Raw genomic sequence first — 12,741 nt, forward strand, 5'->3', positions numbered from 1 at the left:
AAGGGCTCGCTTTTCTGAGCGGGCTCGCACCGCCTGTGAGCCCGCCGTGAATCCACTTCCTCTCGTCAGCCTGGTCATTCCTGCCTTCAATCCACGTTTCTTCGAACGGGCATTGCTCAGTGCGGTGAGCCAGGGCTATGGCAATCTTGAAGTCATTGTCTGCGACGACAGTCGCGGCAACGAGATTGAAACCACCGTCGCCTCGGTGATCGAGAGTTCCGGCGTGGCCGTGCGCTACGTGCGCAATGCGCGCACGCTCGGGCTGGTCGGCAATCTGCATGCGTGCCTTGAGCAGGCGCAGGGCGAGTTCATCAAGTTTCTGTGTGATGACGACCAATTGTTCGGCACGTGCATCGAGCGCCAGGCACAGGTTCTCATCGATCAGCAGGACGTCAATCTGGTGCTCGCCCAGCGTCTGTTCTGGGATGCCGACGACCGCCCGTTGCCTTCACGCCTGGAAAATACCCCGTTGTCGCCGGTGTGCGGACTGTTCAAGGGGGATGACCTGCTGGCGATTTTCGAGAATTTCCCGGTCAACATTCTCGGCGGTTTCAGCAATGCACTGTTTCGCCGGGCCGATGTGCTGGAGCTTCTCCCGGCCTTGACCACTCCCGAAACCTGCTTTGTCGCGACCCTGGATTTTGCGTTGTACGTCTGCCTGTTGCGTCGCGGCAACCTGGTGGTTTCGAATCACGTCCTGAGCGTCGAGCGCCTGTACGCCGAGCGCTTGAGTGGCCAACAGGCAATGCGCGATGCTGCGTACACCGAACGCCAGTGGTTGTCGCAGATGCTCAAGGCGCGCAGTGGCGAATCGGCCCCGGCACCGGGCTGGGTGCGTTATGTGCCGATCACCAAGGCGCAGGAAACGCCGCGAGTCTGGGAAGAGTTGCCGCTGAGCCGGACGCTGGGCACCAAACAGACCACCCAGGATTGGCATGTCGGCGTTTCCAGTGTCAGTTTTGCCGAGTTGTATGCGCAGTGGCTGGCATGCCGCAACCTGACCGAAGGCCAGCGCGAACTGCTGCCGGATACGCTCGCGGCATGGCCGCGCGTGCCGAAAATCGTGCCGCTGATCATTGACGAGCAGGGCAGTCGCTCGGCGCTGGATCTCACCCTGCAATCGCTCGACGCACAGGAATACCTGCCCGAGTTGACCCTTGTGTTGTCCGCCTCCTGCACCGAGACGCAGCTCGAAGAGCGCGTCTTGCGCATGCCGTTGCAGGAGGACTGGCAACAGCAGATCAACGAACTCTTGCCGCAGCTGGAAGGTGCCGACTGGTTCTACCTGCTGCGTGCCGGTGATCGTCTGGTGGTGCCGGCGCTGCTGGTGATGGCCGAGCGCATTGCGCTCTCGCGAACCGTTACCTGCCTTTACAGCGATGAAGGTGGTTTGAGCGAGGGCGAGTCGACCGAGCCGGTGTTCAAGCCGGACTTCAACCTGGACCTGATGCGCAGCTACCCCTATGTGGGCCGGGCCCTGGCGTTCGAGCGCGAACGGTTCCTGGCACTCGGCGGTTTCGATTCCGCGTTTGGCGAGCTGGCGCCCCACGATGTGTTGTGGCGCATGGTCGAGAACGACGGCACGCAGGTCATTGGCCATATTTCCGAAGTGCTGCTGGAGTCGGCATTCGACCTCGCCAAGTGGCTGTCGGAACCGCAAATGGCTGACGGCAATTCGCAGTTGATCTCGGCGCACCTTGACCGTCTGGGCATTGCCCACGAAATCCGCAACGGCGCCTCGGCGCTGCTGAACCGCGTGGATTACCACCATGGCCGGCAACCGTTGGTGTCGATCGTCATTGTCAGCAAGGATCAGACGGCCGCCGTGCAGCGCTGTGTCGAGAGCCTGCTGGAGAAGACCGCCTACGCCGAGTACGAGTTGCTGCTGGTCGACAACGGCAGTCAGGGCGTCGAGGCGCAGACCTGGTTTGACGGCATGGCGCAATTGGGCAGCGAGCGGATTCGTGTCCTCGATTGCCCGCAGCAAGACAACATGGCCGCCGTGCGCAATCTCGCGGTGAGCCAGGCGCGGGGCGAATACGTCTTGCTGCTCAACCCTTACGCCGTGATCACCCATGGCGACTGGCTGGCGGAAATGCTCAATCACGCCCAGCGCCCCGAAGTCGGTGTGGTGGGGGCCAAACTGTTCAACCCGGACGGGCGAGTCTTGCACGCCGGCTTGATCCTCGGCCTGCAAGGGCCGGCCGGTGTACCGTTTTACGGCGAGTCGTTGCAGGCGACGGGTTACATGTACCGGCTATTGGTCGCTCACGACCTGAGCGCCGTCGGCAGTGATTGCCTGATGGTGCGCAAGGCTGTGTTCGATGCCGTCAACGGGCTCGATGAGCAGGCGCTGGCGCAGTCGCTCAACGAAGTGGATCTGTGCCTGCGAGTCGGCCAGGAAGGTTACCTGGTGGTGTGGACGCCTTACGCGCAGCTGGCGTTGGGTGCGCAACCGGCGCAAGCCCCGAAGGAGGGCGAGGAGGCAGCGCTCGGCCTGGAGCGGGAAGTGTTCTACAAGCGCTGGTTGCCGATCGTCGCACGGGATCCGGCCTACAACGCCAACCTGTCGCTGAACGGTCTTGGGGGCTCGAGCTTCAGTCTCGACCCGGGCCTGCGTACCGGCTGGAGTCCGTTTTCGCAGCCGCAATTGCCCAAGATCCTGGCGTTGCCGGTCAACGCATCGGCGATCGGTCACTACCGTGTGACTCAGCCCCTGATCGAGCTGGAAGCAGCGGGCAGGGCACTGGGACGGATTCATTACAACCTGCCGACCATCATCGAAGTCGAGCGCCAGTCCCCTGACGTGATCATTCTGCAGGGACGTTATGCCGAAGCACCGATCAACGAAATTCCAAGCCTGCAGAAGTACTCGAGTGCCCGGCGGATCTACGAGCTCGATGACTACGTGATCGACGTTCCCCATCGCAATGCGCACATCCGCAACATGCCGAACAAGGACGAGATGGAAAAACTGGTCCGGCGTGCGATCGGCATGTGTGACCGGGTCGTGGTGTCCACGGCGCCGTTGGGTAACGCACTGTCGAGCATGCACAGCGACATCCGCGTGGTCCCGAACATGCTGGCCAAAAACATGTGGAGCGATTTGCGCAGCCAGCGCCGTACCTCGAAAAAACCTCGGGTCGGCTGGGGCGGTGGCACCAGCCACCACGGCGACCTGGCGGTGATCGCCGATGTGGTGCGCGAATTGGCCAACGAAGTCGACTGGGTGTTTTTCGGCATGTGCCCGGACGATCTGCGTCCGTACATGCATGAGTTCCATGGCGTGATCGGCCTCGATGTGTACCCGGCGAAACTGGCCAGCCTCAATCTGGATCTGGCGCTGGCACCGCTGGAGTTCCACATCTTCAACGACTGCAAGAGCAACCTGCGTCTGTTGGAGTACGGCGCCTGCGGTTATCCGGTGATCTGCACCGACACCGAGGCCTATCGCGGTTACCTGCCGTGCACCCGGATCAAGACCAACACCACGGATGAGTGGCTGCAGGCGATCCGCATGCACCTGGCCGATCCGGACGCCAGCTACCGCATGGGCGACGAGTTGCGCGAGGTCGTGTTGCGCGACTACGTCTTGCGCGGCGACAACCTGCGTTACTGGGAAAACGGCTGGCTGGCGGACTGATCGGTCCACGGACGCTACCCCCCCAAAAAACAGGCGACTTTTGCAGTCGCCTTTTTTTCACCTCGAAATTCGTATTTGTATCAACTCGGATACTTTTTTTGCCCGGCACCTCAAGCCGCCACAATCCTCTGTCGATACCCCTTGATAGCCGGTCTCGGACGATTGACGCAGAGGGGGCGAGCGGTGCCCGGGATTGCAGGTTTCCAGCCTCAACAACAACGCAAGGAAGAAGCAAATGTCAGTAGTAAATGGAACGAGTGATGTGGATTACCTGATGGGCACCGATGGTAATGACGAACTCTATGGACTGGAGTCGGATGACCAGTTGATCGGCAGTGGCGGATCGGACGTGCTGGATGGGGGCGAGGGGTTTGATACGGCGGACTATCGCGTGCTGTCTTCGGCAGTCAATGTCGAGATCGGCAATGACGCGTGGACTGTCACCGGCGCCGAGGGCAAGCGCGATACCTTGCTCAATGTCGAGAAAGTCATCGGTACATCTTTCAACGACACCTTCACCGGCAACGTTGCCGGTGTGACGCTGGACGGTAGCTGGGGTGACGATGTGTACATCGTCGGCAGCGAAGGCGTGACCATCATCGAAGAAAGCTACGGCGGTTACGACGAACTTCGCACCAGTCTCAACACCATCAAGATGGACCCCTTCATCGAGAAACTGACCTTCACCGGTACGGGTGATTTCAAGGCCTACGGCAGTGACACCGACAACGAAATCATCGGCGGTGCCGGCAACGACTGGCTGTGGGGCGGCGACGGGGCGGATCACTTCGTGGGTGGCGAGGGTTTCGATACCGTCAGCTACAGCGACAGTCTCGAAGGGGTGAGAGTCGGGGACTGGAGCAACTATGACTGGTTGACCATTGCCTACGGAGATACCTTCACCGGTATCGAAGCCATTGAAGGTTCGAAGTTCGATGATCTGATCTATCGCTCCGAAGGGTCGATGATCATTGACGGTTCCGATGGCTACGACACGGTGAGCTATTTCCAGACCGCGGGGCCGGTCACCATCGAGATCGGCAGTGGTATCAATGCAGTGGGCGACACCTTTCGCAATGTCGAAAAGATCATTGGCACCAACAATGCGGATCAGTTCACCGCCAACATCGGTGGCGTGACCCTGGCCGGTGGCGATTGGAACGATGTGTACATCATCAACAGCACCGGTGTGACCATCGAAGAAGTCGAGGGCTTCATGGGCGGCACCGATCAGGTGTACACCACGCTGTCTGTGATGCACCTGGATCCGTTCGTTGAAAACCTCACGTACACCGGGACCGGCGACTTCACCGGCTACGGCAACGACACCTGGAACACGATCGTCGGCGGCAGTGGCAACGACGTGCTGTTTGGCGGTGCCAAGGGTGACTCCTTCGACGGTGGCGACGGTATCGATGTGCTCAGCTACGGCGACAGCACGGTGGCCATGACGCTGAACTGGGCAACCCGGGAGTTTTCGGGGATCGCTGACGGCGATACGTTCCAGAACATCGAGATCATCCGTGGCAGTGACTTCAGCGACACCTTTTACGCGACCGGCATGCCCTGGTATTTCGGCCTGGATGGCGGGCAAGGGCAAGATCTGCTCAGTTTCAAATACGCCACCATGCCGATGGCGATCGACCTGAGCGGTGCCGCCTACAAGCCCTGGGACCCGATGCCTGAATACACCAGCATCGAATTGATCGAGGGCAGTCAGTATTTTGATGACTTCATCGGTTCGGCCGGCAACGAAACGTTCATCGGTGGTGGTGGCGGTGATGCAATCGATGGCCGCGATGGCATCGATAATGTCTGGTACCTCACCAGCGCCTCGGCGGTAGAGATCAATCTGCAGACCGGCATCAACCTGGGTGGTGATGCGCAGGGCGATACGCTGACCAATGTCGAAGGCGTGATGGGCAGCCATTTCGACGACACCTTGACCGGCAACGAAGCGGACAACTACCTGGAAGGCGGGCGCGGCAGCGATCTGATCAATGGCGGTGACGGCAACGACGTTATCTACGGCGGCCTGGTGTCCGACATCGGACCGTTCAGCCTCGAAGGTGTGGCCGATAATGCGCAGGCCGATCAGTTGTATGGCGGGGCGGGCGACGATGTGATTGTCAGTGCCGAAAATGATCTGGGTACCAATGCATTCGGTGAGGACGGCAATGACACCGTGACAGTGTTCAACGGCAGCGCCATCGGCGGTATTGGCGACGACGTATTGACCGGCAAGGGCAGCGCCTACTCGTTGTTCGGTGGCGAGGGTGACGACCGGTTGATTCTCAATCTGGCCGGCCAGCAGGCCTCCGGTGGTTTCGCCAATGGCGGTGAAGGTGATGACACTTACGTGGTGAACACCTCCGGTCTGGTGGTGATTCAGGACGGCGGCACCAGCCTGAACGACACCCTGATCCTGAACACCATTGCCAATGCCAGCCAGTTGAACGTGACCCGTATCGGCGACGATGCCTATTTGCACAGCGCCAATGACGGCAGCGTCGGTGCGCCGACCAGTGGTGTGAAACTGGCAGGCTGGTATGCGGGCTTCAACAACATCGAGCACATCCAGACCGCGGACGGCCAGGCCTACAGCCTGCCAGCCGCTGCCGACGGGTTTGCCCTGTTCGGTTGATCCGGTCGATTCACTGAAACCGCTCGATGAAAGGGATGGGTCCGGCAACGGACTCATCCCTTTTTTCATGCCCGTGTCCCCATCGACGCAGCGTCGGCGGAGCTGGCGCGTTTCCTGCAAGTCCCCCTCAAATCGCCATAAAACGAGCGCTCGCGGTCATTGCACCTGCGCCCGGACCGGCAGAAAGGTTTAGCCAGAAGGCCGCAAAGCTCATAAAGCCGCGCGCAGCCCTGTGACGAACGAGAGGGGAGACCATGAAGGCAGTTATTTTGGCGGGTGGCCTGGGCACTCGCATCAGTGAAGAGTCGCACCTCAAGCCCAAACCGATGATCGAAATCGGCGGCAAGCCAATTCTCTGGCACATCATGAAACAGTATTCCGCACACGGAATTCATGACTTCGTGATTTGCCTTGGCTACAAGGGCTACGCGATCAAGGACTTCTTCGCCAACTACTTCCTGCACACCTCCGACGTGACGTTCGACATGCGTGAAAACCGCATGGACGTTCACCAGAACTACAGCGAGCCGTGGCGCGTGACGCTGATCGACACCGGTGAGGAAACCATGACCGGTGGCCGTCTGCGCCGCGCCGCACGCTATCTGGAAAACGAAAAAGCCTTCTGCTTCACCTATGGCGACGGTGTCTCGGACCTGAACATCAGCTCGTTGGTGGATTTCCACCTGACCCACGGCAAGTTGGCGACCGTCACCGCCGTACAGCCGCCGGGACGTTACGGCGCGCTGAACCGTGAAGGCGATCGCGTACTGGGGTTCACTGAAAAACCCCGTGGCGACGGTGGCTGGATCAATGGCGGATTCTTTGTGTTGTCGCCGAAAGTCCTGCCGCTGATCGAAGGCGACGAGACGTCGTGGGAGTCCGGTCCGCTGGATGGCCTGGCCGAGCGTGGCGAGCTGATGGCTTATCAGCACGACGGTTTCTGGCAACCGATGGATACCCTGCGCGACAAGAATCACCTCGAAGCGCTGTGGCAGACCGGGGAGGCCCCATGGAAGCAATGGGACTGAGTCCGGAATTCTGGCGCGGCAAGCGGGTTCTGGTCACCGGTCACACCGGTTTCAAGGGCAGCTGGCTGACCCTGTGGCTGCAAAGCCTCGGCGCGCAAGTCAGCGGTTTTTCCCTCGACCCGTCGACCGAACCGAGCCTGTTCGAACTGGCGCGGGTGCACGAAGGCATCAACGACCAGCGTGGCGACCTGCGTGACCTCGGCGCCTTGCTCGAGATCATCGCCGACACCGAGCCTGAGATCGTCCTGCACCTGGCGGCCCAGCCGCTGGTGCGCGAAGGTTATCGCGATCCGCTCGGCACGTATTCCAGCAACGTCATGGGCACCCTGAACCTGCTCGAAGCGATTCGTCAGGTCGGTTGTGTGCGGGCCTGTGTGTTGGTGACCACCGACAAGGTCTACGCCAACAAGGAATGGCTGTGGCCCTACCGCGAGGACGAAGCCCTCGGTGGACACGACCCTTACAGCAGCAGCAAGGCTTGCTGCGAGTTGTTGGCGCAGTCTTATGCCGCGTCGTTCTTCCCGGCCGACAAGTACGCCGAACACGGTCTGGCCCTGGCCACCGCGCGAGCCGGCAACGTGCTGGGTGGCGGTGACTTCGCCCCTGAGCGCCTGATTCCCGACGTACTGAAAGCCTGGTCGGCCGACGAGCCGGTGACCCTGCGTTACCCGCAAGCCGTGCGCCCGTGGCAACACGCGCTGGAGCCGCTGGCCGGCTACCTGCAACTGGCCGCCGGGCTCTACGAAGAGGGCCCGGAATACGCCGGGGCGTGGAACTTCGGCCCGGGCGAAACGGACATGTGCAGCGTCGGCGAAGTGGTCGAACTGCTCGCCAATCGCTGGCCACAGGCCCGTGGTCTGCGCATCGAACCGAGCGAACTGCACGAAGCCGGTCTGCTGCGTCTGGACAGCAGCCGCGCCCGTCAGGTCCTTGGCTGGCAACCGCGCTGGTCGCTGCAGCAATGCCTGACCCAGACCCTCGACTGGCACCTGGCGTGGCAGAACGGCGACGACATGCGCACCGTCACTCTCGGTCAACTGAACCTGTACCGGGGCGCGCTGTGAGCGAGTTTTCCTTGAAACAGTTGCCGCTGGCCGGGTTGTTCAGCGTCCAGCACAAGCGCTTCGAAGATCAGCGCGGGCACTTCGCCCGGCTGTTCTGCGAGGGCAGCCTGAGTGCGTTCGGCGCCGAGTTTCACATCCGCCAGATCAACCACTCCTGCACTCGCGAAAAGGGCAGTGTGCGCGGTTTGCATTACCAGAACGCCAACGCGCCGGAAGCCAAGTTGATCACCTGCCTGCGCGGTGAAGTGTGGGACGTGGCGGTGGACCTGCGCCCGGACTCCGAAACCTTCCTGCACTGGCACGCCGAGCACCTGAAGGCCGGCGACGGTCGCAGCCTGTTGATTCCGGCCGGCTTCGCCCATGGCTTCCAGACCCTCACCGAGGATGCCGAGCTGCTTTACCTGCACAGCGCCGATTACGCGCCGGAGCACGAGGCCGGCCTGTCGGTGAACGATCCACGGCTGGCGATTGCCTGGCCGTTGCCTGTCAATAATTTGTCAGCGCGTGATTCCAGCCATCCCGCGCTCGATCAACACTTTGCTGGAGTGCGTCTATGAACTGCCGTGGGTGCGCCGCACCGCTGAGTCTGCCGCTGATCGACCTCGGCACCTCGCCACCGTCCAACGCCTACGTGCACGCCGATCGGCTGGAACAGGCCGAACAATGGGTGCCCTTGAAGGTCGCCGTGTGCCAGCAATGCTGGCTGGTGCAGACCGAGGATTACACCAGCGCCGACAGCCTGTTCGATGCCGAGTACGCCTACTTCAGTTCGTTCTCCAGCACCTGGCTGGCCCATGCCGAACGCTATGTGGCCGAGATGGTCGAGCGCTTTGGCCTGACGGCTGACAGCCGCGTGGTGGAAGTCGCCGCCAACGACGGTTACCTGCTGCAGTACGTAGCCGGTCGCGGTATCCAGTGCCTGGGCGTCGAGCCGACTCGCAGCACCGCGCAGGCAGCGCGGGAAAAAGGCCTGGAGATTCGTGAACTGTTCTTCGGTCGCGACACCGCAGCACAGTTGAAAAGCGAAGGCTGGGGCGCCGACCTGATGGCTGCCAACAACGTGCTGGCCCACGTGCCGGACATCAACGACTTCCTTGGTGGTTTCGCCGCGCTACTGAAGCCGACCGGAGTTGCCACGTTCGAATTCCCGCAACTGCTGACGCTGATGGCGGGCGCGCAGTTCGACACGCTGTACCACGAACACTATTCCTACCTGTCCCTGACCGCCGTTAAAACACTGTGCGAGCGCAACGGTCTGGAAGTGTTCGACGTCAGCCAGCTGACCACCCATGGCGGATCGCTGCGGGTGTTCGTCCAGCGCAAGGACGGCGAACGCCGTGCCGTGCAGCCGGCCGTGCAACAGCAGTTGCAGGCCGAACTCGACGCCGGGGTGAAAACCACCGAGTACTACGCGACGCTGGCGCCGGCCGCCGAACGCATCAAGCACAATCTGTTGCGTTTCCTGTTGCAGGCCAAGGCCGATGGCAAGCGTGTGGTCGGCTACGGCGCTGCCGCCAAGGGCAACACCTTGCTCAACTACGCCGGGGTCAAACCGGATCTGCTGGCCTGGGTCGCCGATGCCAACCCGCACAAACAGGGCAAATTCCTGCCGGGCAGCCGCATTCCGATCGTGGCGCCCGAGCGCATTGCGCAAGAGCGGCCGGACTACATTCTGGTTCTGCCCTGGAACCTGTTGAGCGAAGTGACGCAACAACTGGCCGAAGCCAAAACATGGGGTGCACGCTTTGTCGTCGCCGTTCCGGAGTTGAGCATTCAATGAGCAGAATCCACTACACCAAACCGAGCGTCGGCGAACTCGAAGCGCAATATGCCCTGGATGCCGTGCAGAACGGCTGGGGCGCACGCTGCTACGAATACCTGACCCGCTTCGAGCACGGCTTCGCCGAGCATCTGGGTGCGACCTATGCAATCGCCACCTCCAGTTGCACCGGGGCCTTGCACATGGGCATGGCGGCATTGGGTGTCGGCGCCGGCGATGAAGTGATCCTGGCCAATACCAACTGGATCGCTTCGGCAGCGCCGATCACTTACCTGGGGGCGACCCCGGTGTTTGTCGATGTGCTGGCCGATAGCTGGTGCCTGGATCCGCAACAGGTCAGAAACGCGATCAGCCCGCGCACCAAAGCCATTCTGGCGGTTCACCTCTACGGCAATCTTTGCGACATGGATGCCTTGCTGGCCATCGGCAAGGAGTTCGGCATTCCCGTGATCGAGGACGCGGCTGAAGCCATCGGCTCGCAATGGCGTGGCAAGGCAGCGGGTTCGCTCGGTGCCTTCGGCGCCTTTTCGTTCCACGGCACCAAGACCATGACCACCGGCGAAGGCGGCATGTTCGTCACCTCGGACAAGGCCTTGTACGAGCGCGTGCTGACCCTGTCCAACCATGGCCGGGTCGCGGGCAGCACCAAGCAGTTCTGGCCGGAATTCGTCGGCTTCAAATACAAGATGAGCAACCTGCAGGCGGCGGTCGGCTGCGCTCAGGTCGAGCGCATCGAAGAGTTGATCGAGCGCAAGCGGGCGATTTTCGCCAACTATGCGCAGGCGCTTGAAGGTGTGCCGGGCGTATCGCTCAATCCGGAACCGGCCCATGGGCGCAATGGTTACTGGATGCCGACCGTGGTGTTCGATGCCGACACCGGCATCCATCGCGATCAGTTGATTGCGGCTTTCCAGGCGGCGGATATCGACGCCCGGGTGTTTTTCTGGCCGCTGTCGTCGCTGCCGATGTTCAGCGAATACGTGGTCGACACCCCGCTGGCGTTCGCGTTGCCCGAGCGTGCCTTCAACCTGCCGAGTTATCACGAAATGACTGACGCCGATCAGCAGCGCGTGGTGCAAGTGGTGCTCGACTTGCTGGCCAGCAGGAAAGCACCGTGAAGATGTATCTGTTGGGCGCCGCCAACCCGGAAGCGGTGCGCATGCTGCAGGCCGTCAAGCGCAGCACACCGAACATCGAGTTTGCGTTTCTCGATAACGATCCGCGCAAGCACGGCACGCTGTTTTATGGCGTGCCGGTGGTCGGCGGTTCGGAGCGGGTGGCCGAGCTCAATGGGCCGGACGTGCGCTTCGTCAATCTGATCACCGGCAGTACCCGTTTACGCTACGAAACCACCTGCCAGTTGGTCGAGGCTGGGGCGCGACTGGGTCAGTTCATCCACCCCGGCATCGACCTGAGCATGATTCGCATGGGGCAGGGCAGTTACCTGCAGGAAGGCGTGTTGATGCAGGCCGAGGTCGAGCTCGGCGACAACACCAGCATCAGTGCCGGCAGTGTCGTGGGGCATGAGGGACGGATCGGCCACTCGGTGTTCATGGCGCCCGGCGTCTGTATCGCCGGCTGCGTGGAGATCGGTGACGGCACCTTCATCGGTACCAACGCCACGATCCTGCCGCGCCTGCGCATCGGTCGCTGGGTGACCATCGGCGCCGGTGCCGTGGTGACGAAAGATGTCCCGGATTTTTCGGTCGTGGTGGGCAATCCCGCCAGGATCATCAAGAACAACACGGTGCCTTACCCGGACGCCAAGGTGTTCAAGTAAGCCGTTTCCCGAATTTTTGGAGAGTTGCAATGAATCCACATGAGCAGTTTCGCGAAGAAGTAAAAGCCAACATCGAAGGCCTGCAGGAAGACAAGGCACTGCAAACCGAGTCCCTGGACTGGGTAGCCACCACTGCCAAACACAAATACACCTACAACTTCAGCTGGATGGGCCGGCCGATCATTCAGTTCCCGCAGGACATGGTCGCCATGCAGGAAATCATCTGGAACCTGCGTCCGGACGTGATCGTTGAAACCGGTATTGCCCACGGCGGTTCGCTGGTGTTCTACGCCTCGATCCTGGAACTGATCGGCCACGGCGAAGTGCTGGGTGTCGACATCGATATCCGCCAGCACAACCGCGAAGCCATCGAGTCGCACCCGATGTTCAAGCGGATCAGCATGATCCAGGGTTCGAGCATCGACACCGCGATTGTCGACCAGGTGCGTGAACGCGTGCAGGGCAAGAAAGTGCTGGTGGTGCTGGACTCCAACCACACCCACGAGCACGTCCTCGAAGAGCTGCGCCTGTACGCACCGATGGTTTCGGTGGGCAGCTACTGCGTGGTCATGGACACCGTGGTCGAAGATATGCCGGAAGACGCGTTCCCGGATCGTCCGTGGGGCAAGGGTGACAACCCGAAAACCGCCGTGTGGGCGTACCTGGAAGAGAACCGTGATTTCGAAATCGATCAGGCCATACACAGCAAGTTGCTGATCACAGTCGCGCCGGATGGTTATCTGCGCCGCGTACGTTAATCGACAAACAACGTAGAGTTTTCGGCGACTCGCCGCTTGTGGGG

9 protein-coding genes are annotated in these 12,741 nt (G+C 61.3%); all 9 read left to right on the forward strand.

Annotated elements, in window-relative coordinates; genetic code table 11:
* The first annotated feature begins 46 nt into the window (after nt 1-46).
* The 9 genes from AC1RR7_RS27650 to AC1RR7_RS27690 all read left to right on the forward strand — a co-directional run bounded on the left by AC1RR7_RS27650 (nt 47) and on the right by AC1RR7_RS27690 (nt 12,697).
* Nucleotides 47-3,643, forward strand: a complete 3,597-nt coding sequence (locus tag AC1RR7_RS27650) for a glycosyltransferase (RefSeq protein WP_493158809.1) — start codon at nt 47-49, stop codon at nt 3,641-3,643.
* A 235-nt stretch (nt 3,644-3,878) separates the two neighbouring features.
* A complete protein-coding gene (locus AC1RR7_RS27655) occupies nt 3,879-6,287 on the forward strand; it encodes a calcium-binding protein (RefSeq protein WP_493158810.1) in 2,409 nt (802 codons plus the stop codon).
* A gap of 254 nt (nt 6,288-6,541) precedes the next feature.
* On the forward strand, nt 6,542-7,315 hold the full coding sequence (gene rfbF, locus AC1RR7_RS27660; protein WP_096822205.1) for a glucose-1-phosphate cytidylyltransferase: 774 nt from the start codon (nt 6,542-6,544) through the stop codon (nt 7,313-7,315).
* On the forward strand, nt 7,297-8,379 hold the full coding sequence (rfbG, locus tag AC1RR7_RS27665; protein WP_096822204.1) for a CDP-glucose 4,6-dehydratase: 1,083 nt from the start codon (nt 7,297-7,299) through the stop codon (nt 8,377-8,379). Before rfbF ends, rfbG begins: the two co-directional genes overlap by 19 nt.
* Nucleotides 8,376-8,936 carry a dTDP-4-dehydrorhamnose 3,5-epimerase gene (gene rfbC, locus AC1RR7_RS27670; RefSeq protein ID WP_096822203.1) on the forward strand — a complete coding sequence of 187 codons (561 nt, stop codon included), beginning with the start codon at nt 8,376-8,378 and terminating at the stop codon, nt 8,934-8,936. The genes rfbG and rfbC overlap by 4 nt, the downstream gene beginning before the upstream one ends.
* Nucleotides 8,933-10,159, forward strand: coding sequence for a methyltransferase domain-containing protein (locus AC1RR7_RS27675; RefSeq protein WP_493158811.1), 1,227 nt, complete (start codon nt 8,933-8,935; stop codon nt 10,157-10,159). Before rfbC ends, AC1RR7_RS27675 begins: the two co-directional genes overlap by 4 nt.
* On the forward strand, nt 10,156-11,277 hold the full coding sequence (locus tag AC1RR7_RS27680) for a DegT/DnrJ/EryC1/StrS family aminotransferase (RefSeq protein ID WP_096822201.1): 1,122 nt from the start codon (nt 10,156-10,158) through the stop codon (nt 11,275-11,277). The genes AC1RR7_RS27675 and AC1RR7_RS27680 overlap by 4 nt, the downstream gene beginning before the upstream one ends.
* Entirely contained in the window at nt 11,274-11,939 is a 666-nt protein-coding gene (locus AC1RR7_RS27685) for an acetyltransferase (RefSeq protein WP_096822200.1), read from the forward strand. The genes AC1RR7_RS27680 and AC1RR7_RS27685 overlap by 4 nt, the downstream gene beginning before the upstream one ends.
* Before the next feature lie 29 nt (nt 11,940-11,968).
* Nucleotides 11,969-12,697 carry a cephalosporin hydroxylase family protein gene (locus AC1RR7_RS27690; protein ID WP_096822199.1) on the forward strand — a complete coding sequence of 243 codons (729 nt, stop codon included), beginning with the start codon at nt 11,969-11,971 and terminating at the stop codon, nt 12,695-12,697.
* Nucleotides 12,698-12,741 lie beyond the last annotated feature (44 nt).

Source organism: Pseudomonas sp. GW821-FHT11G12 (assembly GCF_058808055.1).

Excerpts from the sequence above, each read along its gene's own strand:
- rfbF (WP_096822205.1), top strand. The coding sequence starts at position 6,542 with ATGAAGGCAGTTATTTTGGCGGGTGGCCTGGGCACTCGCATCAGTGAA.
- rfbG (WP_096822204.1), top strand. The coding sequence starts at position 7,297 with ATGGAAGCAATGGGACTGAGTCCGGAATTCTGGCGCGGCAAGCGGGTT.
- AC1RR7_RS27655 (WP_493158810.1), top strand. The coding sequence starts at position 3,879 with ATGTCAGTAGTAAATGGAACGAGTGATGTGGATTACCTGATGGGCACC.
- AC1RR7_RS27690 (WP_096822199.1), top strand. The coding sequence starts at position 11,969 with ATGAATCCACATGAGCAGTTTCGCGAAGAAGTAAAAGCCAACATCGAA.
- AC1RR7_RS27680 (WP_096822201.1), top strand. The coding sequence starts at position 10,156 with ATGAGCAGAATCCACTACACCAAACCGAGCGTCGGCGAACTCGAAGCG.
- AC1RR7_RS27675 (WP_493158811.1), top strand. The coding sequence starts at position 8,933 with ATGAACTGCCGTGGGTGCGCCGCACCGCTGAGTCTGCCGCTGATCGAC.